The organism is Demequina aestuarii (assembly GCF_000975095.1).
GTDB lineage: Bacteria > Actinomycetota > Actinomycetes > Actinomycetales > Demequinaceae > Demequina > Demequina aestuarii.
Window position 1 is genome coordinate 1788658 of the sequence record NZ_BBRD01000001.1, and the last position, 23889, is coordinate 1812546.

Annotated in this window: 17 protein-coding genes; 9 read left to right on the forward strand and 8 right to left on the reverse strand. The window is 70.3% G+C overall.

Annotated elements, in window-relative coordinates; all coding sequences use genetic code 11:
* Positions 1-25: 25 nt before the first annotated feature.
* From AOP72_RS08420 to uca, 4 genes are read right to left on the reverse strand one after another with little or no spacing between them, the layout of a single operon-like run.
* On the reverse strand, positions 26-832 hold the full coding sequence (locus tag AOP72_RS08420) for a creatininase family protein (RefSeq protein ID WP_062134976.1): 807 nt from the start codon (positions 830-832) through the stop codon (positions 26-28).
* A complete protein-coding gene (locus AOP72_RS08425; RefSeq protein WP_152650311.1) occupies positions 825-1325 on the reverse strand; it encodes a cytidine/deoxycytidylate deaminase family protein in 501 nt (166 codons plus the stop codon). The genes AOP72_RS08420 and AOP72_RS08425 overlap by 8 nt, the downstream gene beginning before the upstream one ends.
* Positions 1322-2083, reverse strand: coding sequence for an amidohydrolase family protein (locus tag AOP72_RS08430; protein WP_062134982.1), 762 nt, complete (start codon positions 2081-2083; stop codon positions 1322-1324). Before AOP72_RS08430 ends, AOP72_RS08425 begins: the two co-directional genes overlap by 4 nt.
* Positions 2080-5682 (reverse strand): urea carboxylase, encoded by a 3603-nt coding sequence (gene uca / locus AOP72_RS08435; protein ID WP_062134984.1) that lies wholly within the window; start codon positions 5680-5682, stop codon positions 2080-2082. The genes AOP72_RS08430 and uca overlap by 4 nt, the downstream gene beginning before the upstream one ends.
* A 613-nt stretch (positions 5683-6295) precedes the next feature.
* Between uca and AOP72_RS08440 the strand changes: the two genes are divergently transcribed.
* The 7 genes from AOP72_RS08440 to AOP72_RS08470 all read left to right on the forward strand — a co-directional run bounded on the left by AOP72_RS08440 (position 6296) and on the right by AOP72_RS08470 (position 14550).
* Positions 6296-7876 carry an ABC transporter substrate-binding protein gene (locus AOP72_RS08440; RefSeq protein WP_062134987.1) on the forward strand — a complete coding sequence of 527 codons (1581 nt, stop codon included), beginning with the start codon at positions 6296-6298 and terminating at the stop codon, positions 7874-7876.
* Positions 7877-7926: 50 nt separating this feature from the next.
* A complete protein-coding gene (locus AOP72_RS08445) occupies positions 7927-9000 on the forward strand; it encodes an ABC transporter permease (protein ID WP_084631586.1) in 1074 nt (357 codons plus the stop codon).
* Positions 8993-10762 (forward strand): dipeptide/oligopeptide/nickel ABC transporter permease/ATP-binding protein, encoded by a 1770-nt coding sequence (locus AOP72_RS08450; protein ID WP_084631589.1) that lies wholly within the window; start codon positions 8993-8995, stop codon positions 10760-10762. The genes AOP72_RS08445 and AOP72_RS08450 overlap by 8 nt, the downstream gene beginning before the upstream one ends.
* The gene (locus AOP72_RS08455) at positions 10759-11529 is read left to right on the forward strand and encodes an ABC transporter ATP-binding protein (RefSeq protein WP_062134990.1); all 771 of its coding nucleotides are present in this window, start codon (positions 10759-10761) and stop codon (positions 11527-11529) included. Before AOP72_RS08450 ends, AOP72_RS08455 begins: the two co-directional genes overlap by 4 nt.
* A gap of 21 nt (positions 11530-11550) precedes the next feature.
* Positions 11551-12816, forward strand: coding sequence for an amidohydrolase family protein (locus AOP72_RS08460; RefSeq protein ID WP_062134993.1), 1266 nt, complete (start codon positions 11551-11553; stop codon positions 12814-12816).
* Between the two features lie 34 nt (positions 12817-12850).
* On the forward strand, positions 12851-13504 hold the full coding sequence (locus AOP72_RS08465; RefSeq protein ID WP_062134996.1) for a cyclase family protein: 654 nt from the start codon (positions 12851-12853) through the stop codon (positions 13502-13504).
* A gap of 146 nt (positions 13505-13650) precedes the next feature.
* The gene (locus AOP72_RS08470; RefSeq protein WP_084631594.1) at positions 13651-14550 is read left to right on the forward strand and encodes a DUF559 domain-containing protein; all 900 of its coding nucleotides are present in this window, start codon (positions 13651-13653) and stop codon (positions 14548-14550) included.
* 89 nt (positions 14551-14639) lie between these two features.
* Here AOP72_RS08470 and ileS read toward each other — a convergent pair whose 3' ends face one another.
* A complete protein-coding gene (ileS, locus tag AOP72_RS08475; RefSeq protein ID WP_062135003.1) occupies positions 14640-17867 on the reverse strand; it encodes an isoleucine--tRNA ligase in 3228 nt (1075 codons plus the stop codon).
* Between the two features lie 624 nt (positions 17868-18491).
* On the opposite strand from ileS, the gene AOP72_RS08480 reads away from it, so the two are divergent.
* Together AOP72_RS08480 and AOP72_RS08485 are read left to right on the forward strand one after the other, a co-directional pair.
* Positions 18492-20330: an MFS transporter gene (locus tag AOP72_RS08480; RefSeq protein WP_062135006.1), complete on the forward strand. Its 1839-nt coding sequence runs from the start codon at positions 18492-18494 to the stop codon at positions 20328-20330.
* Positions 20331-20371: 41 nt separating this feature from the next.
* Positions 20372-21643, forward strand: a complete 1272-nt coding sequence (locus AOP72_RS08485) for a PQQ-dependent sugar dehydrogenase (RefSeq protein ID WP_084631597.1) — start codon at positions 20372-20374, stop codon at positions 21641-21643.
* 34 nt (positions 21644-21677) lie between these two features.
* Here the strand turns inward: AOP72_RS08485 and AOP72_RS08490 are convergent, their stop codons facing one another.
* From AOP72_RS08490 to AOP72_RS08500, 3 genes are all read right to left on the reverse strand, one after another.
* Complete coding sequence (locus AOP72_RS08490; protein WP_062135012.1) at positions 21678-22238, reverse strand: helix-turn-helix domain-containing protein; 561 nt, start codon at positions 22236-22238, stop codon at positions 21678-21680.
* Between the two features lie 48 nt (positions 22239-22286).
* Complete coding sequence (locus AOP72_RS08495; RefSeq protein ID WP_062135014.1) at positions 22287-23042, reverse strand: SDR family oxidoreductase; 756 nt, start codon at positions 23040-23042, stop codon at positions 22287-22289.
* Between the two features lie 329 nt (positions 23043-23371).
* The gene (locus AOP72_RS08500; protein WP_062135017.1) at positions 23372-23842 is read right to left on the reverse strand and encodes a methyltransferase family protein; all 471 of its coding nucleotides are present in this window, start codon (positions 23840-23842) and stop codon (positions 23372-23374) included.
* Positions 23843-23889: the final 47 nt, after the last annotated feature.

Here is a 23889-nt window from a genome sequence, read left to right on the forward strand (position 1 = left end):
GCCGACGCTCCGTCGGTTGTCAGGCCTAGCGGGTGGGCTCCGGCTGAGGCTCGCGAATGGCGGCCGCAAGGGCCCGCGCGGTCCGGACCACGCAGCGCTCGAACTCGTCGCGGCCGTGCTCAGCGGACGCCTGCTCGACGTCCCGGCCCCACACGCCCGAATCGCTGACCTGGTCCATGCGGTAGTCCCAGAACGAATCCACATCGAGGTGCGACGTGGCCCGCGACATGTCCACGAGCTCCGGGCGCAGGTGAAGCATCACCGACGTCTCGAAGAAGTTCGCGTGCATCAGGCCGCGGCCGTACTGCACGTGACCGTCGACCTCGGGGCCCGGGTACATCGACACGTAGCCGATGGAGCGTGCACGAACGTCGTCGTAGCGCGTGCGGAGCTTCTCGAGTGACACATCGAGCGCGCCGATGTTCCACATGTGTCCGGACATGAAGATGAACTGACGCACTCCCGAGCGGTACAGCGAGTCCGTGAGGTCCTCCATGATGGCGATGAGGGTCTCGGGCCGGAGCGTCAGCGTGCCCGCGAAGTCGCCGTGAGAGGCGGACACGCCCACCGACACCGGCGGGATCGTGGGGATGCCGGTGACTGCGGACACCGCCTCCGCGACCGCCATGTCGATCTCGGTGTCGACGTTCATGGGCAGGTGAGGCCCGTGCTGCTCGATCGCGCCGATGGGGATGATCACCGCGCGGTGGTGCTCCACGAGCGCAGGGATCTGTGGCCAGGACATTTCTTCCCAGCGCACGGGCACGCCCGGTCCACCGAGTTCGGCGGCGAGGTCGCGGATGTCGAGAGAGTCGGGTGAAGCATCAGTCATGGGGGTTCTCCTGGGCAGGCGTCGCGGAGGATGGTGCTGCGAGGCGGCCCGGTCGTGGGTGGTGGAAAGGAAGCAGCCGCGCGGGGGTCACGGCTTCGGGAGTGTCGCCGTGTCCGACCCACACCCGCGCATCGGGGCAGTGGTCGACCAGCAGCTCGGCGCACACGCCGCACGGCTCGATCAGGTAGTCCGTGCCGTCGGCGCGCCGCAGGACGGCGACGATCGCGGTGACAGGCTCTCCGGGGAACGCGGCGCCCGCCGCCGACAGGGCTCCGGACTCGGCGCACACCGAGGCTCGGCCCTGCGACGCCTCGAGGTGCAGCCCGGTGACGATCGCGCCGGACTCCACTCGGACGGCGGCCGCGACGTCGTGGCGGCCGGCCACGTAGGCGCGCTCCAGCACGCTCCGCGCGGCCCCGAGCAGTTCGCGGTCGCCCGCATCGGCCATCGCGGCGAGCGTCGCATCGGCCGTGGGCCGTGGGGCGGGCGTCACGCCCACCCCATGATGCGGGCCATGTTGCCGCCCTCGATGAGGGCGCGATCGGCGTCGTCCGGCACAGCCTTCGCGATCTTCATGCGCTCGAGGTCGAAGTCGCTTCCCGGCCACTCGGAGCCGAACAGGATCTTCTCGGGCCCCACGCGCGCGTACGCACGCTTGACGTCGGCCATGAGGGTGGCGGAGGTCTCGAGGTAGATGTTGTCCCGGCGCTCGGCCACGATGATGGCCTCGGGGACATTCCACACCGCACCCATGTGAGCGATGATCGTCGGCACGGTCGGGTGGTCCTTGGCGATCTCCTCGATCGCGAGCGGCGCGCAGAACGCATCGTCGAGAGCGTTGATCAGCACCGGGATGCCCAGCTCGGCACACGCCTCGAAGACCGGGTCCAGGAGCCCATGGTCGGCCACGTGATAGCCGTGCATGCTGGGGTGAAGTTTGAGTCCCACCAGGCCATCGTCCACGAACCGGCGGATCTGATCCACCGCATCGTCGTGCTGGGGCATGACCTGGCCGAAACCGAACAGGCGATCCGGGTGCTTGGCGACCAGCTCGACAAGGAACTCGTTCTCGATGCGCTGCGCGAGCGAGCACACCATCGCCTTGTCGACGCCGGCGGCGTCCATGCGGGTGATGATGCGGTTCGAGTCGAACGGCGTGTACGGCGGCGGCGCCTGTCCGGGACGCGCTCCCGTCAAGTAGTCGCTCCGGCCCCGCACGTCCTGGGTCGTGTTGTAGGCGTCGATGATCATGCGTTCTCCTTCGATGGTGCGGACGGGCGGACCACGGCGATGGCCTGGCCCGCTGAGACGACCTGTCCGGGACGGACAAGGATGTCGATGACGTGTGAGTGGGCCCGAGGGGCGACGGGAAGCTCCATCTTCATGGCCTCGAGAACGACGATGCGCCCGGAGGAGTCGACCTCGTCGCCCGCCTGAGCCGACACGCGCCACACGCTGCCGGCCATGGGGGCCTCGACGATCTCGCATCCGGGCGGGACCTGGACGTCCGCCGTCACGGCGACCGGCGCATCGGCCGCCGCCTCCTGGACGTCGAACTCGCCGGCGGCCTCCCACTGCGCGCGCTCGGTCGCGAACGCCTGGGCCTGGCGGGCACGGAACTCCGCGATCGAGCCGGCCTCCTGGGCGAGGAACGCCTGGTGCTCCGCCAGCGAGAAGCGGCCCTCGGTGATGTCCACGTCCATGCGGCCCGCGACGAACTCGCGGCGCAGGTGCTCGAGCTCGTCCGCGGGCACGTCGACGAACCGCACCCGGTCGAAGAACCGCAGCAGCCACGGCTTGCCCGCCTCGAAGCTCGGACGGCCCTCGCGCAGTCCCGCCCAGATGGGCAGAGTGCGCCCGACGAGCTGATATCCGCCCGGGCTGTCCATCCCATAGATGCACATGTATGAGCCGCCGATCCCGACGGTGCCCTCGGCGGTCCAGGTGCGGGCGGGGTTGTACTTGGTGGTGACCAGCCGGTGCCGGGGGTCCACCGGGGTCGCGGCGGGCGCGCCAAGGTAGACGTCGCCGAGCCCCAGCACCAGGTACTCGGCGTCGAAGACGATGCGACGCACGTCCTCAACGGTGTCGAGACCGTTGATGCGACGCATGAACTCGAGGTTGGACGGATTCCACGGCGCGTCGTCGCGCACCAGGTCCTGATAGCGGTCGATGGCCTCGGCCACGACCGGGTCATCCCAGGACATCGGCAGCACCACCTCGCGGCTGGGCGCGGTCAGGTCTGCACCGTCCGGCAGCTCGCCTTCGAGCTCCGCGAGCAGGCCGTGGAGGCTGCGCACCGACAGCTGATCGGCGTCCACGTGGAAGTGCAGCGAGCGGATGCCAGGGGTCATGTCGAGGAGCCCCGGGGGTCGGTGCCGCTCGACCGCCTCCATGAGGGCGTGGACACGCATGCGCAGCGCGAGGTCCAGCTCCATCGGCCCGTACTCGAGCAGCAGGTTGTCATCTCCCCCGCGCCGGTAGACCACCTCGGGCGCATCGGCCGATGCGGGGGTGCGGGCGAGGACGCCGTGGTCGTCGTCGCGACGCGTCACCGATGGCTCGAAGGGTGCGGCGGCCCTCCGGGCCTCGCGCACCTGCGGGAGGGTGGGTTCGTCGACGGGGGCGAGTCGCACGGTGTCGCCTGGGCGCAGCTGGCCGAGCTTCCAGCGATCGGCCGAGACCACGGTGAACGGACACGCGAAACCGCCCAGAGACGGCCCGTCGGGACCGAGGATCGAGGGAGTGTCGCCCGTGAAGTTGATGGCGCCCACCGAGTACGGGTTGTCGTGGAGATTCGAGGGATGCAGTCCCGCCTCGCCACCGTCCGGCCGGGCCCAGGCGGGCTGAGGGCCGGTGAGCCTCACTCCGGTGCGCGCCGCGTGCACGTGCACGGTCCAGGTCGCCTCGTACAGGGCCGCGATCGACTCAGGAGTGAAGTACTCCGGCGCAGGCTGAGGGCCCTCCGCGACGTGAAGCACCCATTCCGAGTCGATCGCGGGACGATCATGCGGGGTCGGGACGAGGGAGGCCGCCTCACGGGCGGCCCCGGGGTGCAGCACATCCCCCGCGCGCAGTTCCCGGCCACCGTGACCGCCGAAGCCGCCGGGAACGAACGTCGAGGTGCTCCCCAGGTACTCCGCGGCGTCGAAACCGCCGCGCGTCGCCACATACGTGCGGGCGCCCGATGCGGGGGTCGCGATCTCCAGCGACTGGCCCGCCTCGATCGACACCGGCTCCCACATGGGGACGGAGCGACCACCGACCCTGACCTCGGCGGCCGCGCCGGTGACGGCGACCACGGTGTCGTAGGAGAACTCCAGGACGGGGCCGAGCATGGTGGCCTCGAGCGCCGTGGTGCCTTCGGGATTGCCCACGATGCGATTGGCCCAGCGGAACGACACGTCGTCGAACGGGCCCGACGGGGGCACGCCCACCTGCCAGTGGCCGATGCGACCGGGCCAGTCCTGAAGGGTGGTCGACATGCCCGCTCTGGCGACGCGGATGCGCTGCGGAATCAGGTCGACGGTGCCGAGGAGCCCGGTCGAGACGTCTCCGGACCACACGCGGGGTTCCTCGATGGCGGCTTTGAGCAGCGGGATGTTGGTCTCGATCCCACGGATGACCGTGCCCGCGAGCGCCTCCCGCATGAGGTCGAGCGCGCCGTCGCGAGTGGGCGCCGTGACGATGATCTTGGCGAGCAGGCTGTCGTAATGGGCGGTGACGACGTCGCCGCGCTCCACCCCCGACTCGACGCGGATGCCGGGCCCGTCCGGGAGGACCACCTCCGTGAGCACTCCTGCGCTGGGGCGATGGTCGACGAAGGGATCCTCGGCGCACAGCCGGACCTCGATCGAATGACCCGTGACGCTGTGGTCGTCGAGCAGCGGTGCACCAGCGGCGAGTCCGAGCATCGTGCCGACGAGGTCGACGCCTGTCACCTCCTCGGTGACGGCGTGCTCGACCTGGAGGCGGGTGTTCGCCTCCAGGAAATACACGTCGTCGCCCGCGACCAGGAACTCCACGGTGCCGACGGATCGATAGTCGACCGCGGCCGCGACGGCGCGCGCGTGGTCGTGGAGTCGCGTGCGCAGGTCGCGGCTGAGTCCTGGCGCGGGCGCCTCCTCGACGACCTTCTGGTGGCGGCGCTGCAGACTGCAGTCACGGTCTCCGAGCACCGATACCGTGCCGGCGCCATCGCCCACGATCTGCACCTCGACGTGGCGCGGATCGTCGATGAGCTTCTCGACGAACACGTCCCCGCTGGCGAAATGGCGACGAGCGAGAGCGCCCACGGCCTCGAAGGCTGCCTCGAGAGAGGCGACATCATCACAGCGCTCGACGCCCACGCCTCCCCCGCCGCCGACGGCCTTGAGCATCACGGGAAGGCCGATGCGCTGCGCCTGCGCGACCGCCTCCGCGGCGGATCCCACGATGCCGCTGCCGGGCACGCACGGCACTCCCGCCCTGTCGGCGACCTCCCGGGCCTGCGCCTTGGAGCCGAAGAGGCGGATCTGCTCGGGGGTGGGGCCGATGAAGGCAAGCCCCGCCGCCTCGACCGCCACTGCGAAGTCCGCGTTCTCGGACAGGAAGCCGTACCCGGGGTGGACCGCATCGGCGCCCGTGGCGAGTGCGATCGCGACGATCTCGTCGGCCGCCAGATACCCCTGACCACTCTCCGACAGCGCGATCGCCTGATCCGCCTCGCGGACGTGCGCGGCCGCTGAGTCGACGGCGGTGTAGATGCCGACCGACCGCAATCCCGCCGCGCGGGTGCCACGGATCAGCCGGCGAGCGATCTCTCCGCGGTTCGCGATGAGGACTGTCGAGAGCGATCGTGTCTGTGCCACAGCTGGGACCCTTCGTCGGCTGGAGTGGAGGCCGCCGCTGAGCGCGAGTGCAACTCGAGCGGTTTTGTATCCAATCTAGCGCACGATGTATCCGCGTTGAGACATTGGGGTTTCGCTCGCGTAAATTTGTCGCGGGCAGCGGCGCCTGCGACACCTCAGGGGGGCCACTGCCACGGCACCGACGTGCCTGCTGGCGAGGGCCGGAGCCGCGCCGACCGCACCCGGGCGCTGGCGGCTCGCCCGCTGGCTCGCACGGGCACACCACCTCCGAGGCCGACCGCCCCTCCGGCCACTCCGGGCGCCCGTCCAGTCTTCTCGGGCGCGCGCGGGCGGGCGCGAGGCCGCGCGCCGCGCGCTCCGGTCGCCCCGGGGGTGGGGGCGAGGAATTTACATGGTCGTAACATCAGTGTTCCGACTCGGATACATAGATCGATAGATTGGATACACGTCGACGAGAGTTGTATCAATTCTCGTGACGTGGCGGGCTCTCCTCCTCGGGAGCCCGGTACACGGCGGGACGCCCGTCGTCGACCATCCCCCCGGTCGGCGACGTGGCGGACCGCTCACGGCATCGCCGCCACCGACGTCCCCCCACCATCACACTGGAGCATTCATGCCTAGGACACTCATCGCCACCGCTGCGGTCGCAGTGGCTGCGAGCCTCACGCTCGCCGCCTGCTCGACTGCAGGAGACTCCGACACCGCAGACTCCCCCACCGCCGGCGCACCGGGCGCCTCCGGGACCATCAACACGGTCCTCTGGTACGCACCCTCGAACTTCAACCCCGCGACGTCGGCGTCATCGCCGGACTACACGGCCGCGGCACTGGGCTTCGACACCCTCGTCGCGAAGGGCGAGGACGGGTTCGTCCCCGGGCTGGCATCGTCGTGGGAAGCCGCTGATGCGAGCACCTACACCTTCACGATCCGCGACGGCGCGATGTGTGCGGACGGCACCGAGATCACGCCGCAGGTGGTGGCGGACTCCTTCGAATACCTCGCGAGCGCCGAGGACTCGGGCGCGCAGAACTGGTCGAGCCTCGCGTTCGGCCAGGGCGAGCCCACGTTCACGGCGGACGACGAGGCCGGCACGCTCGCCATCTCGTTGTCCGAGCCGTACTCGCAGCTCATCGGCGGGCTCGCTCTCGACGGCACCGGCATCATCTGCCCCGCGGGGCTCGCCGACCTTGACGGCCTCGCCGCCGGCACCGTGGACGGTGCCTTCTCGGGTCCCTATACGATCTCCGACTACAGCGCCGGCGTCTCCGTCTCCTACGCCCTGCGTGAGGACTACGACGCGTGGCCCGAGTGGACCTCCGTCGAAGGCGAGCCCGCACAGACCATCAACATCACGGTCGAGACGGACGCCAACACCTCGGCGAACCTGCTGACGTCTGGCGGGCTCGATGTGGCCCGCTTCTACGACAGCAACGCGACTCGCTTCACCGAATCGGAGGACTTCTCCTACGTGACGGATGACGCCACGGGCAACGTGCTGCTGTTCAACGAGGACCCGTCCTCGGTGTTTGCCGACAACCAGGGCCTGCGCACCGCGGCCGCCCAGGCCGTCTCCGCCGAGGCCTTCAACAACGCCGCTCACGATGGGCTCGGCGGGCTGATGACCTCCGTCACGACCTCCTCCTACCAGTGTGTGTCCACCGACGAGTCATTGCTGCAGGCGTACGAACCGGAGGCCGCAGCAGAGGTGCTCGAGGGGCAGACCATCCGCATGCTGGCCATGACCAACTGGGACACCGCGGTGGACTACGTGGTCGAGGCCCTCTCCGCCGCCGGGGCCGACGTCCAGCTCACGCTGCTCGACCCCTCGGAGTGGTCGGCGCAGCTGCGCTCGGAGCCCACCACGTGGGACCTGACCATCCGTGCATCGGCCAACACGTCCGGACTGGTCCACCAGTCGATCCTCGGAGCGCTCGGGCCCTCGTTCGCTGACGGCGGCGTGAACTACACCAGCTCGGACAACCCCGAGGGCGTCGCGCTCCTCGACGCTGCGATGGCCAGCAACGACCCCGACGAGCAGTGCGCCAACCTTCTCGCGGCCCAGGAGAGCATCCTGGAGCGCGTCGATGTCCACCCGCTCGCGACGAGCACGCACTACATCGTCGCCCGTGATGGCATCAACAGCTACACGCTCTCCGGCTACTGGGACATCAGCGCCCTGCGCCTCGCGTCCTAACCCACCAGACCTGCACCGCCCACGTCCGCTCTCCAAAGGAGTTATCGTCCATGAGCCTCCCCTCCCCTCACGACGAGCCTCCGAGCGACGCGGGCGGTGCAGTGGGCGCCGCCCACGCGCCCGCCACCCCCGACAACGGCGGCCACCGCGCGGGCTCGAACGCCGCCGCATGGCGCAGCTTCCTCACCCGGCGCGGCCTCGGTCTGATCGTCAACATCCTGCTGCTGGTGCTCGCGACGTTCTTCATCGTCCAGCTCATCCCGGGAGACCCCGCCACCGCCATCGCCGGCGAGAACGCCACGCTCGAGCAGGTCGAGCAGGTTCGCACCGAGCTGGGACTGGATCGCCCGATGTGGGACCAGCTCACCTCGTACATCGGCGGTGTCGCCCAAGGCGACTTCGGCGACTCGTTCCGCTACGGGCTCCCGGCGTTGGAGCTGGTCCTCACCGCAGCGCCGTACACCCTTGCCATCGCCGGCGTCGCAGTGTCGCTCGTGCTCGTCGTCGGCGTGACCCTCGGCATGGCCGTCGGCATCGCCACGCGCGGCGACCGCAATGCCTGGCTCGACCGCTCGTTCACCGCAGTGATGAGCGTCATGCAATCGATTCCCCCCTACCTGCAGGCGACCATGCTGGTGCTGATCTTCGCGGTGTGGCTGGCCGTGCTGCCGCCCGCCTACTCCCTGGCCTACGGCACCGTGGAGTCGGCTCTCCTGCCCATCGCCGCACTCTCCTTCGGAGGCATCGCCTCCGTGTCTCGCATCGTCCGGCGAGAGACAGCCGTCACGCAGGAGATGGACTACATGCGCACGGCGCGCGGGTGGCGACTGCCCGCGCTGCGCAGGTTCGCCAAGCACCTGGTGCCCAACCTCCTGACGACCACGCTGACGCTGTCCGGCATCATCCTCACGTCCATGCTCGGCTCGGCCATCATCGTCGAGACCGTCTTCGCCTGGCCCGGTCTGGGGACCACCGTGATCCAGGCCATCGCGATCGACAAGGACTACCCCGTGATCCAGGCCGCGGTGTTCTTCATCGGAGCGATCTCGATCTTCATCACCTTCGTCATCGACGTGATCCTGGGCATCATCGACCCGCGCACCTTGGGAGGTCAGCATGACTGACGCCGTCCGCCTGCCGTCCGACCCCGCCGAGGCACCCGCGCCGTCGATCGCCCGCAAGCGCGGATTCGTGTGGAACGGCACCCTCATCACCGGTCTCGCGATGTTTGCCGTCGTGATCGTGGTGGCTGTCGCCGCGCCGATGTTCCTCGGGGAGCAGGCCACCGCGCTCAGCGACCAGCCCAACGCCGGCCGCGGCGCGGAACACGCCCTCGGCACCGACTCCCTCGGCCGCGACATGCTCGCCCGCACGCTCGTCGCGACCCAGCTGACCGTGGGGATGGCACTCGCCGCGACCGCACTCGCGGCCGTCGCCGGCATCGCGATCGGCGTCGGCGTGTGGCTCGCACCGCGGCGCATTCGCGAGCTCGGTCTGCGTGGCATCGAGTTCGCCGTGTCCTACCCCACGTTGCTGGTGGCGATCATGGTCGCCGCGATCCTGGGCAAGGGCGCCATCACCGCCGTGTTCGCGATCGCCGTGGCGAACACCGCTGGCTTCGCGCGCCTCACCTCGAACCTCGCCGCGGGCCTGTCCAGCCGCGACTTCGTCACCACCGCGCGGCTCATGGGAGTGCCTCCGCACCGCCTCGCGATGCGCCACATCCTGCCCAACATGTCAGAGCCCATGCTGATTCTCGTCGCCCAGGCCTTCGCGGGCGCGCTCGTCGAGATCTCCGGGCTGTCCTTCGTGGGACTCGGTTCGCAGAACCCCTCCTTCGACTTCGGCACGCTGCTGGACGACGCACTCGGCAAGCTCGGCACCAACCCCATCCTCGTCGTCGGACCCGCTGCCGCACTGGTGTTCACGTCCCTTGCCGCACTGCTCATCGGCGACGGCCTCGCCGCCGCCGCGAACCCTCGCTCGGCAGGCACCCGGTCCAAGCTGCTGCGGCTCACCCCCAGTGCGGCCGATGCGGCGGCCGGGTCCAGCGTCGAGGCACCGGAGGCTCCCGAGGGCCTCGTCGTCGATGCACGGCGCCTCACCATCAGCCACGCCGCGAGCGGTCGCGAGCTGGTCAAGGACGTGTCCTTCACCATCCGTCGCGGCGAGATCCTCGGCATCGTCGGAGAGTCCGGGTCGGGCAAGTCCCTCACCGCCTCGACCGTTGCCCGCCTGGTGCCCGAGGGACTGGAGGCCCGAGCCGCATCGCTCGACGTCGCCGGAACCGACATGCTGGGACGCGTCTCCCCCACGGAGCTGGCTCAGCGCATCGGCTTGGTCTACCAGGATCCGGGAACGTCGCTGAACCCCGCGTTGACGCTCGGCTCTCAGTTCTCAGACGTGCTCACGTCACGGCTGGGGCACTCGCGCAAGGAGGCTCGTGCGCGCATCGTCGCGGGCTTCCGTTCCGTGCTGCTGCCGGATCCCGAGTCGCGGTTGGGCCAGCACCCGCACGAGCTGTCAGGCGGGATGAAGCAGCGGGCCATGATCGCCTCAGCCATGAGCACGGCGCCGGAGCTGATCATCGCCGACGAGCCCACGACCGCCCTCGACGTCACCGTGCAGCGTGAGGTGCTGTCGATCATCAAGCGGATGAACGTGGAGCACGGCACCTCGGTGCTGTTCATCTCTCACGACCTGGGCGTGGTCCGCAGCCTGTGCGACAGAGTGCTGGTGATGCGCGAAGGGCAGATCGTCGAACGCATCGACTCCACAGACCAGCTCACCGTCGACACCGTCGACCACCCGTACACGAAGCAGCTGCTGGCAGCGACACCCGTCGTCACTGTCGACGCCCTCGACGCCCCGGAGGGACGGTCATGAGCGACACCTTGATCAACATCGCGGACCTGAATGTCTCGTTCGGCGACGCGCACATCCTGCGGGACGTCGATCTCCGGCTCGAGCGCGGCCGCACCGTGGGCATCGTGGGCGAGTCCGGCTCGGGCAAGTCCACCCTCGCCAAGGCGATGGTCGGAACCGTCAAGCCCTCGTCGGGGGAACTGTGGGTCGCGGGCCTCGACGTGCGCTCTGCCACTCGCCGCGAGCTCGCCCGCTACCGGCGCTCCGTGCAGATGATCCCGCAGGATCCCTTCTCGTCGCTGTCTCCGCGGCAGACCGTCGGCCAGACTCTCGCAGAGGCGGTCGATCCACGGCGGGCGCGAGTCGCTCACCACACGGACCTCATCGCGCACTGGCTGGAACGAGTGGGCCTCGACGCGGACATGATCCACCGCTACCCCCACGAATTCTCCGGCGGCCAGCGTCAGCGCATCGCGCTCGCGCGCGGCCTCATCGTGGAGCCCGAGCTGGTGATCGCGGACGAGATCACGTCCGCGCTCGACGTCTCCGTGCAGTCCCAGATCCTGGACCTGCTCGACGAGATCCGCCAGTCCCTGGGGCTCACCATGGCGTTCATCTCTCACAACCTCGCGGTGGTGCAGCGCGTGAGCGACGACGTGATGGTGCTGTATCAGGGCCAGGTGGTGGAGGCGGGACCCGTCGCACAGATCTATTCGGACCCGCAACACTGGTACACGCGCCGACTGCTCGCCGCCGACCCCGGCTCGCCGACATTCTCGATCGGCTAGCACCCCGACATCAGGAGCCTCATGACCCCCGCCCGCCTGCCCGCCGTCCCCACCTCGGAGGGCACCGTCCGCATCGCCGGCGCCACGGTGATCGATGGCACCGGCGCGGAGCCGCTCGCCCGCGCGCAGGTGACGGTGAAGGACGGCGTGATCGTCGAGGTGGCGCCCGAGAGCCAAGCCGCGTCTCGCGCGGATGTCACCATCGACGGTGCCGGGCTCACGGTCATGCCTGGCTTCGTCGACGCGCACGTGCACCTCACCATGGCCAACGGCAGCCGTGCGGAGGCCGAACGCCTCAAGTTCGCAGAAGAGCGCGCCTTCGACACCGCGGAGTCCATGCGGCTCACTCTCGAGGCGGGAGTCACCACCGCTCGCGACCTCTCGGGACTCACACCCGGGTACCGCACTGCGGTGGCGCGCGGCCAGATCGTGGGACCGAGGCTTCACCTCGCGATCGCGATGCTGTCCCCCACCGGGGGCCACGCGGACCCGGTGCACGCCAACGGCAGCCACGCGCATTGGGTCGACCATGCCGAGGTGCCAGGGTGGGCGGTCACCGACACCGACGCTCAAGTGATCGAGGCCGTGCGACGCGTGCTGCGCACCGGCGCGGATGTCATCAAGGTGTGCACCACCGGCGGCATCTCGACACCGCTGGACTCGCCCGATGACTTAGGAATCACCCGCGAGCAGGTGGCGCTGATCGTGCGGGAGACGGCCCGTCGACAGGGGCAGCCCGTGACCGCACACGCGCAAGGTGCCGAGGGCATCGCCGCTGCCGTCGAGGGCGGCGCTCGCAGCATCGAGCACGGGTACGGCATCACCGACGCGACTCTCGCCGAGATGCTCGCCCGCGGCACCGTGCTGGTCCCCACCCTCTCGACGCTGATGCGGTCACCGGACCCTGCGACGGCACCGTCATCCGTGGTCGAGAAGAAGCGCGCGTGGCAGCGCCGGGGCGCAGAAGCGGCGAGCCGCGCGGTCGCGGCCGGCGTCACGATGGCGCTCGGCACCGATGCGGGCATCCACCCTCACGGGCGCAACCTCGAGGAGCTGGCGCACCTCGTGGGCGCCGGGATGACGCCGCTGGAGGCCATCCGGGCGGGCACCGTGAATGGTGCCGCGCTGCTCGGGCTCGACGACAGCATCGGCTCCATCGAGGTCGGCAAGCAGGCGGACCTGGTGCTCACTGCCACGGATCCACTCGCGGCGATCGAGGCGCTGGCCGAGCCCGATGCCATCGCGATGGTGATGCAGGCGGGACGCGTGGTGAAGGACATCCGCTAGCGCCACGCCGCCGCTCCAGCCCTAGACTCGCGCCATGCCCACGCGCCTCGTCGACCTCTCCCACCCGATCGCCGATGGGGCCGTGACGACGCCGGGCCACCCCGCCGCCCGCATCGGCTGGTGGAGGGATCACGCGGCGACGAGATCGCTGTACGAGGACGGGACCTCATTCGCCTTCTCTCACCTCGACATCATCGGCGGCACCGGCACCTACATGGATGCACCCTTGCACCGGTTCCCCGGCGAGGGCGATGTGCTCTCGATCGATCTGGCCCGCGTCACCAACGTTCCGGGCATCGTCGTGGACGGCTCCGGCGCCATCGGACCTGACGCCTTCGAGGGCCTCGACCTGGCTGGCCGCGCGGTGCTCGTGCGCACCGGGTGGTCCGCCCGGTTCGGCCAGGCGGACTACGCGGGCGGGCACCCGCACCTGACCGCAGACGCAGGAGCACTGCTCGCCGCATCTGGCTGCGCCGTGGTGGGCATCGACTCGCCCAACGTCGACGGCACCGCGACGGGAGCGCGGCCGGTCCACACTGCGCTCCTTGAAGCGGGCATCCCGATCGTGGAGCACCTCACGCGCTTGGACGCTCTTCCCCAGGATGGCTTCAGCTTCACCGCGCTGCCGTTGCCCTTCGTGGGGCTCGCCACGTCGCCGGTACGCGCGGTCGCGGCCGTTCCTGCCTGACACCGCACGGCGTCCGCCCCCACGTTGTCGCCGTGACCACTTCCGCGCGTCGCATGCGCGGTGGAGAGCAACCCTGACCACGCCGCTGTCCACAGATCCGTCGCCGTCACGTCGCGCACGACCGCACCGGCGGCTATCCATGACCCATGCGCTCCCCGTCTGGCTCCCTGACCGCGTGGTTCGAACGCAGTGCGGCTGCGTTGCCCCGCGCCGAAGTCGAGAGGCGCTGGTCCCGGACGGCGCTGCGCGGGGCCGTGAGATCCGGCCGGGTCGAGCGGATGCTCCCAGGGGTGTACGCCGCCAGCCTCCACGCTCACGCGGTGCAGACCCGGGCATCCGCAATCCACGCCTGGACAAAAGGTCGAGGAGTGATCATCGGCAGCGCCGCCGTGCACTTCTACGGTCTGGTCGCACCGCCGGCCACGCTGAAGGTCACGGCTGCTCCCGGCCGGCCTCAGCCCACGTGCCCTTGGGTGCAGGTGGCGAGACTCTCGGTCGAGATTCCGGCCGTCGGACTCGGTGCCGGGTGCCGCGTCGCGACTCCGGCGTACGCGGTCGTCACGGCGTTCGGTGAACTCGACCCGCAGGCGGGCGCGGATCTGGTGTACGCGGCGGCACGACGCGGGCTCGTCGACGCGCACACCCTTGGTGCCGCGGCGGGCGCCTTGCCTCGCGTGCGGGGTCGGCGACGACTCCAGTCGCTCACCGCCGCGATTGCCGCGGGATCCGAGAGCGCCCTCGAGACCGTGGGGCTGCGCACGGTCTTCCACACCCGGGAGTTCTCCGACCTCATCCGGCAGCACTGGGTCAGCGTCGCGGGCCAGAACTTCCGACTCGACATGTTCCACGCTGCCACGCTGACGGCGATCGAATTGGACGGCGGCACCCACGCCGACCCCGAGCAGCGCCAGCGTGACATCGCGAGGGACGCGATGCTGGCCACCCGCGGGATCATCACCCTGCGCTTCTCGTGGCGACAGATCATGCGGGACCCGGAGGGATGCCGGCGCCTGGCGCTCGAGGTGCTGCGGTCCCGCGGGGCATGAGGACGATCCAGGGTGCCCCGCGAGCCCTCGTGTGGGCCGGGCGACTATCTGCCGCGTACGCGTGGTGGTGGGGCAGCAGCCGGGTGAGGCTAGGCCTTCTCCACCGCCACGTCGAGCTCCGTGCCCGCGATGACCTCGATCCGGTCCTCGCCGGTCGCCGGGTCCTGGGCCAAGGTCTCGCGAGCGATGAGCCCGCTCCATGCCTCCACGGCGCCCCACTGGTCGACGGGCACCCGCAGCGTCAGGCGGATGCGATCAGAGACGTTCAGCCCCTCCGCCTTGCGTCGATCCTGGACAGTGCGGATCACGTCGCGCGCGTAGCCCTCGGCCTCGAGATCGGGCGTGAGCGCCGTCTCGAGCAGCACGAACCCGCCGGCGGGCAGCACCGCGGCCGCCTCATCCGAGCCAGCACCTGCGTCACCGCCACCGATCACCGTCGCGAGCTCGTACTCGCCCTCGACCAGCGCGACACCGCCGGACACGACGTCGCCCGACGACGACAGCGTCCAGTCGCCCGTCTTCGAGCCCTTGATCGCCGCCTGCACTTCCTTGCCGATGCGCGGGCCGGCCGCGCGGGCATTCACCGTCAGCGTCTGCTCGACCGGGTGCACTGCGGTGAACGCGTCGATGCCCTGGACGTGCACGGCCTTGACGTTGAGCTCGGCCGCGACCAGACCGGAGTACGGCTCGAACGCCGCGACATCGGAGACCGCGACGTGCAGCGCCGCGAGCGGCTGGCGCACCCGGATCTGCTCCTTCTTGCGCAGCGCGTGGGCCGTCGACACCACCTCTCGCACCTGATCCATCACCTCGCCGAGAGACGAGTCGCGCCACGCGTCGGGCGCCACCGGGTAGTCGGTGAGGTGCACGGATCGCCCACTCGTGAGCCCGCGCCAGATCTCCTCGGTCAGCAGCGGCAGCAGGGGCGCCGCCACCCCTGTGATCGTCACGAGCACCGTGTACAGCGTGTCGAAGGCCTGGGGGTCCTCGGCCCAGAACCGGTCGCGCTGCGTGCGCACGTACCAGTTGGTGAGCAGGTCCATCGAGGCGGTCAGCGAGGCCGATGCGCCCGGCACGTCGTACGCGTCCAGCTGAGCGGTCATCGCGTCGACGAGCTCGGCGGTCTTGGCCAGCACGTACCGGTCCATCACGGGCAGCGAGGCGACGTCCGCGTCGGCCACGAGCGAAGCCTGATAGCCCGCTCCCCCGTTCGCGGCGCCCGCGTAGAGCTGGAAGAAGTAGTACGAGCTCCACAGCGGCAGCATCACCTCGCGCACGCCCTCGCGAATGCCCTCCTCGGTCACCACCAGGTTGCCGCCGCGCAGAATCGGCGAGGCCATGAGGAACCAGCGCATCGCGTCGGAGCCGTCACGGTGGAACACCTCATTGACGTCCGGGTAGTTGCGCAGGCTCTTGCTCATCTTGCGGCCGTCGGAGCCCAGCACGATGCCATGCGAGATGCACGTGGTGAACGCAGGTCGGTCGAACAGTGCGGTGGCCAGAACGTGCATCACGTAGAACCAGCCGCGCGTCTGACCGATGTACTCGACGATGAAGTCCGCCGGGTGATGGCCGTCGAACCACTCGCGGTTGTCGAAGGGGTAGTGGACCTGCGCGAACGGCATGGAGCCGGAGTCGAACCACACGTCGAACACGTCCGGGATGCGGCGCATGGTCGACTGGCCGGTCGGGTCGTCCGGGTTGGGCCGCGTGAGGTCGTCGATGTACGGGCGGTGCAGGTCGGGCTCGCCGTCCTCGTTCAGCGGCAGGCGCCCAAAGTCGCGCTCGATGTCCTTGAGCGACCCGTACACGTCGGTGCGCGGGTACGCAGGGTCGTCGCTCACCCATACCGGGATGGGCGTGCCGAAGTACCGGTTGCGCGAGATCGACCAGTCGCGGGCGCCCTCGAGCCACTTCCCGAACTGGCCCTCCTTGATGTGGTCCGGCACCCAGCGGATGTCCTCGTTGAGTTCGACCATGCGGTCGCGGAACTCGCTCACGCGCACGAACCACGAGGAGATCGCGCGGTAGATCAGCGGGTTGCGGCAGCGCCAGCAGTGCGGGTACGAGTGGTCGTACGTCTCGTGACGCAGCACGATCCCTGCGTCCTTGAGGTCGCGGATGATCGGAGCGTTGGCCTCGAACACCTGCTGTCCCACATAGTCAGGCACCTCACTGGTGAAGCGGCCCTTCGCGTCCACTGGGATCACGGTCTCGATGCCGGCCTCGCCGCAGACCGCGGCGTCGTCCTCTCCGAAGGCCGGGGCGAGGTGCACCAGACCGGTGCCGTCCTCGGTGGTCACGAAGTCCGCGACCAGGATCTGGTGCGCGTTCTCTCGGCCCGTGAAGTAGTCGAACGGCGGCTGATACGTCAGTCCGGCCAGCTCGGCGCCGGTCACCGTCGCGACGACGGTCGCGTCCTCGCCCAGCTCGCGCACGTACGCGCCCAGGCGGGCCGATGCGAGCACGACCTTGCGTCCCGCGAAGTCGCCTTCGACGGGCGAGACCACGGAGTACTCGACCTCGGGGCCGACGGCGACGGCGAGGTTGGACGGGAGCGTCCACGGGGTCGTGGTCCACACGACGGCCGATGCGCCCGCGAGCGCGGCCTTGAGATCGTCACCGAGCGCGGTGGCGGCGACGGCAGCGGGGTCGAGCGGCAGCAGCACCGTCAGCGCGGGGTCCTGACGCATCTGGTAGACGTCGTCATCCATCCGCAGCTCGTGGTTGCTCAGCGGCGTCTCGTCGCGCCAGCAGTACGGCAGCACGCGGTAGCCCTCATACGCGAGGCCCTTCTCATGCAGCGACGTGAACGCCCACAGCACGGACTCCATGTAGGTGACGTCGAGAGTCTTGTAATCGTGTTCGAAGTCGACCCACCGGGCCTGGCGGGTGACGTACTCCTGCCACTCGTCGGTGTACTTCAGCACCGACTCGCGGCACACCTTGTTGAAGGCGGCGATGCCCATCTCGTCGATCTGGGCCTTGTCCGTGATGCCGAGCACGCGCTCGGCCTCGAGTTCGGCGGGCAGCCCGTGCGTGTCCCAGCCGAAACGGCGCTCGACCTTCTTGCCCCGCATGGTCTCGAAGCGAGGCACCACATCCTTGGCGTAGCCGGTCAGCAGGTGCCCGTAGTGCGGCAGTCCGTTGGCGAACGGCGGGCCGTCGTAGAACACGAACTCCTCGGCGTCGGACCGGTGGTCGATCGACGCCTGGAACGTGCCGTCGGACTTCCAGTACGCGAGCACGTCCTCCTCGATGGAGGGGAAGTTCGGCGAGGCGGGCACCTCGGAGGAGGGCCTGTGCTGGGGGTACATGCGGTTCCTTCGGTGGTCCTGGACTGGCGACTGCTGCCACGAGGACGCTCCCAGGTCCCGACCGCATCGGCCGCGATCCCGCTCGCGCGGTACCACCTCGTTTGCCCCGCTCCCCCGCTGTCGCGGGCGGCGCGTGACCGCTCATGTCCCCGAGGAGACTCGCTGTGACGGGCTGCCCGTGCGGTTCTACTGGGACGTGACGCCCGTTCTTCCGCAAGCTCGCCGGTGATGGCCGGGTCGTCGCTGGTGCGACCAGTATAGGCGGCGCCGCCGATGCGTGAACTCGGCGCCCTGACCGTCACTCAGCGCCGGGAATCGGTGAGCGTCGGCACGCAGTGACTGCTGGGACGCGGGAGGGAGTCGAGGGGGCGTCGCGAACTCGACAAGAGAGTTGACCTGGGCGCGTCCGCGCGCGCCGAGGCGTCCTCCGAACCATTCCGGTGGGGCCGCGCGAACGCCGCGAGATCGGCCGTCTCACACCCACTCCTGTGGGAACATTGGAGGGTCCGCGCCCGTTGGCTGAACGAGGGGCCGTGGACCTGTGCCGCATGCGTCAGTCGCATCGCATACCCCGCCTCGTACCAGCCCCTTTCTCTCACCCACGATTCACAAAGGCCGCCCGCGTTGTCCCACTCCACCAGCACCATTGAGCTCGACCTGGGCGACGGCGACGCGGCCGAGCCTCTTGCGGACACACAAGAGCTTCCTGTCGGGTCGCTGCCTGGCTTCGACCCCTCGCACTACGAGTCGGAGCCGGCCACGCTCGCCATCCCCATCGCGGGTGGCACCACCGCCACAATGGTGCTCGACGAGCCCGACCCCGGCTACCGCTCGCAAGACGCCCTCTCCCTCTCGCCACGGCAAGCACGGCTCGGTCTCATGACGCTCGCCGTGGGCGCATTTGCCGTCGGCGCCAACGAGGCCTCGGTGGTCGCCATGAGCACCACGATCGCGTCCGGGCTGGGCGTGCCCGTCTCATCGATCGGTCTGCTCGCGACGGCGTTCGCGCTCACCGTCGTGGTCGCGACCCTGCCGCTGACGATGGTCACCAAGCGCGTGAGCCGGAGGGTTGCGCTGAGTGGCACGTTCGGAGTGTGGACCGCCGGAGTGGTGGTGGTCGCGACCGCCGACGGCCTGGCCATGTTCGCGACCGGACGCGTGATCTCCGCCACCGCCCATGCACTGTTCTGGGCGGTGGTCGCGCCGGCCGCGGCGAGCCTGTTCGCTCCGCATCTGCGTGCCCGGACGGTGACGACCATCATGCTGGGCTCGGCGGCCGCCGGCGTGCTCGGTACGCCCCTCGTCACCGCGCTCGGCACGTCCGTCGCATGGCAGGCGCCCTACTGGGGTCTCGCCGTGCTGGGCCTCGGGCTGGCCGCCGCCCTCGCAGTGGTGCTTCCCTCGTCCCGCTCGGCCACCGCGCAGCCCAGCACCGTCGGCGACCTGCCGTCATGGACCGCTTTCGCGCGCGTGCTCGCGGTCACGCTCGTCGCCACCACCGCGATGTCGCTGACCTGGACCTATGTGGTGCCGCTGCTCACCGAGGAGGTCGGCATGCCCGCCTCTTCGCTGCCGCTGCTCTTCGGCCTGGGCGGCGCCGTCGCGGTGGCCGCCACGCTCGGCATCTCGGGGCACCTGTCGCGGCGACCCGTCCACACGGTCGCGCTCGCCATCGGCTCTCTCGCGATCGCGTGGTGCCTGCTGGCGCTCGGCCAGACCTGGTCCGCCGTGGCCTTCCAGGTGGTCCAGGCCGCGTCGTGGGCCGTGGTGGTCGCCGCGCTGCTCAACTGGGCCATGCGACACACGCCGTGGCGCACCGAGATGGGCGCCGGCGCATACACCGTGGTGTTCAACATGGGAGCAGCACTCGGACCGGTCCTCGGCGGCGTGGTCGTGGCGACCTGGGGCGCGCGATGGCTCCCGCTCGTGTCCCTGGGGCTGACGCTCGTCGCCGCCGGCATCATCGCGACCGTCGACAGCCGCACCATCCGCCGCCTGAGCGTGCCGCGTCAGGTGCGCGCCGCCCTCGCCGCGCAGGCAGCGCTCAACGAACGCCGCCGCGAATGGTGGTGGCGCCAGCAGCTCAACCACCACCAGCCACGCGCCTACTCCGACTTCGCCGCACGGCGCCCGCGGTCGTCCCGCATCAAGACGGGCGGCAGGCCCGGCACCAAGCCCCGCACGCGCAAGTCGGACGCCCCGCGCAAGAATCCCGCCGCCGCGAGTGGCGCGGCCGTGAAGAAGGTGGTCAAGGGCACGGCGGCCACGGGTGCCGCGGTCAAGGGCGCTGTCGTGAAGGGAGCCGGCGGCAAGGGCGCACCCCGCAAGGACACGGACGGCCCGGCTGAGACGCCCCGACGGCGCGATCCCCAGCAGCCACGACAGAAGCGCGCGCCGCGTGCGGAGCCCGGCCGGTCGCGACCGTCGGACCCGCCGCACCAGGATCGCGGGCCCGAGGCCTGACACGCCCTGCGGGCGCCGATCCGGCCGCTTAGGCTGGCGATATGTCCCGGCAGCCTCGCAGCCCCCAGACGTCACGACCCTCGGCACGCCCAGGCCACGCGGTGGCGCGCGCGGGCGCCGTCACCGCCGCCGCGGTGCTCGCGCTGACCGCGTGCTCGGCGGACTCCACGCCAAGCACTGCGGCGCCCTCCCTCGATGATGTGCCGGGCGTGACCGCCGGCAGCGCCTCACCGGCACCGTCCCCCCAGCCGCCGTCGGTGTCGCGCGAGGTCGCGGAGATGGTGCTCGTGTCACGGGAAGAGGTCGCCACGGGGCTCACCGCACCGTGGGCCATGGCGCTCGAGCCAGGCGGATCGATCCTGGTCACCGAGCGAGACTCGGGTCGCGTGCTGCGCGTGGGCCCCGACGGCACGCGGACCCCGCTCACCGGACCGGGTGCGCAGGCGCTCGCCGAGACGGACGCCACCGGAGAGGCCGGCCTGCTGGGGATCGCGCTGCTGCCGTCCGACCCGTCCGTGCTGTATGCCTACCTGACGCGCGCGGACGGCAATGCGGTGGTGAGCATGACGCTCGACGGAGATGAGCTGAGCGCTCCGGCCGACGTCGTCGCCAGCATCCCCAAGGCGTCGAATCACGACGGCGGGCGCATCGCGTTCGGTCCCGACCGCCACCTGTACATCGCCACCGGAGACGCAGCGCGACCGGACCTCGCCCAGGACCGCGGCACGCTGCATGGCACGATCCTGCGGGTCGTCGCCGACGGCCCTGGGGGCGAACAGGACGGTGCGCCCGCTCCCGGCAATCCCTTCGATGACCTCGTGTGGAGCTACGGACACCGCAACGTGCAGGGCCTGGGGTGGGCCCCGGACGGCACGATGTTCGCCTCAGAATTCGGCCAAGCCGACGCGGACGAGCTGAACATCATCGTGGCCGGAGCCAACTACGGCTGGCCCGTGGTCGAGGGCCTGATCGGCTCCCCGGACGGCACCGCTCTCGGCGAGACGGTCGACGGCCTGACATATCCCGTTGCCGAATGGCGCCCCACCGCGGCGGCCTCCCCCAGTGGCATCGCGGTCACCGCTGAGGGCGTCTACGTCGCGGCGCTGCGGGGCGAGGCCATCTATCGCATCCCGTTCACCGCCGAGGGCGTGGGCGAGCCCCAGGTGCTGGTGGACGACCTGGGGCGCGTGCGGGCCGTGATGATCGGCCCCGACGGCGCGCTCTACGCGCTGACGAACAACACTGACGGTCGGGGAGAGCCCCGCGACGGCGACGACCGCATCGTCCGGCTGGCGCTCGAACCGGCCGATTGAGCCACTCTCCGCGCGCACGGGCGCGCGCGGCGGGCTAGTCCTCCCCGTTCGGGCAGACGTCGGGCGGACCGACCTCGGGCATCACGGCCGCCTGAATGCTGTGCAGGTGCGACTGAGGGCCACGGGGCTTGGCGTGATATCGGTCGATCAGCGCGAGCAGCTCTTCGCCCAGGTCCGCGCGCTCCTCATCGGTGAGCCACAGCGCCGCGTGGCGGACGGTGAGGCTCGCCTGCGACCAGTCGTCGCCCGCCTGTGCGAGATAGCGGCTGGAGCTCGAGACCATCAGGTCGGCGAGCGTCTGGACCGCCGCGAGCGCCTCTTCCGGGCTCGACGACTCGACGTCCTCTGCGGTCAACGGCACGTTCTCAGCGGCGAGTCGGTAGGTACGCTCCATGGCGCCGCCACGACGTTCCTCGCTCACCACCTCCACGATCCCGGCCGAGGCCAGCTGCGCGATGGCGCGATACAGCGAGGCCTGAGGCACCTCCGGCATCAACTCGTGGATGTGGCGCGTGGTGAGCTGCTGTGCGGACAGCGCGATGACGATCCGCATCCGCACGGGATGCAGCAGGAGTCGTGCCCGCTCAGTCGCCATTCTCACATCGTAGTGAGCAGGACGTCGTTGTCGCCCGCTGACAAGGCACTAAGGCGTGTTCGAGGGCCGCCGTACCGTTTTAGCGGCTCCTGCCTGCTCCCGCGGGCGGATCACCAGCTGGTCGATGTTGACGTGGTGGGGGCGCGTCACGGCCCACGTGATCGCATCGGCGATGTCGTGAGCAGTCAGTGGCTCGATGCCCTCGTACACGGCGTCCGCGGCGCGGTCGTCGCCGGCGAAGCGGTTGAGAGAGAACTCCTCGGTACGCACCATGCCGGGCGCGATCTCGATGACGCGCACCCCGGTGCCGGTGAGCTCGAGCCGGAGCGTCCGGGTCATCGCGACCGCCGCGTGCTTGGCCGCGACGTAGCCCGCACCTTGCTCGTACGGCTCGTGGCCCGCGGTCGAGGTCACGACCACGACGTCGCCACGGCCCGAAGCGGTGAGCGCCGGCAGCAGGGCCTGCGTGACGCGGACGGTGCCCACCACGTTGAGCTCGTACTGCGCGCTCCACGCCTCGAGGCTCGACTCGGCCACGGTGTCCCAGCCGATCGCACCACCGGCGTTGTTCACCAGCACGTGCACGGGACCGTCCACCTCGCGCGCGAGCCGGTCCACATCGTCCTGCGAGGTGATGTCGGCCTGGATGACGGCGCAGCCGGTCTGTGCGGCGAGTTCGTCGAGGCGGTCGCGGCGGCGCGCCACGGCGGTGACGCGCATGGCGTGGTCGCGCGTGAGCGAACGGACGGTCTCGTATCCAATGCCGGACGATGCGCCGGTGACGACGGCGTGCAAGTGTTCCATGGGCACGAGGCTAGGTCATGCGCGCGGGGTGGGGGTAGACGGCCGGGGTCCAGAGGAACCGCAGCGGCCGGGGCGAGCCTCCTCCAAGGAAGGCCCACCCCGGCCCTGACGACGTCCAGGCGCCATCAACCCGGCACGGCGTGGCCGTCCATGCGTCTCGCGCGAGCGCTCCCCCCGAAGGCACAGCGCGTGCACGGTGACCACGCGAGCCCATCCCCCCATGAGCCTGGCCCGAATGCTAGCGCTATCGGAACGATTCGTACAGACCCCCACCCGGGTCGCCGCACGGACGAGCGGCGGCGCGGCCGGCGACTCGACCAGAGGCGCGACTAGAGGGAGACGACGAGCCGACCCACGCCGGGAAAGAACTTTCCGGTGCGCGACGAATACTCCGCATAGCCCTCGTACTCGGCCAGCAGGAAGCGCTCCTCGACGCGGGTCTTGTACTCCAGGAACATGGCGAGCAGCACCACCGCGACGTAGCACCACCACGTGCCCGAGCCGACGGCGACTCCCAGGCAGATCACCACCAGCGCCGTGTACATGGGGTGCCGCGCATACCGGTAGAGACCTCGCGCGACGAGTCCCTGGTGATTGGGCACCGGCGACGGCGTGAGCGCCCGGCCCAGGTCCTTCGCGGACCAGATGACGCCCACGGAACCGAGGATCACCAGCGCGAGCCCGGCCCCCAGGGACCGCCACAGCAGCGGGCCAGGGAGCAGCGCCGTCACCGCGACCGCGGCGAAGAGCAGTCCCTGCACCGCGACCAGGCCCCAGCGTCCGTCCTTGAGTGCACTCATGCGCCCACGCTACGTCACCGGCAGGCGTGAGCACCGCGGGCGGAGAC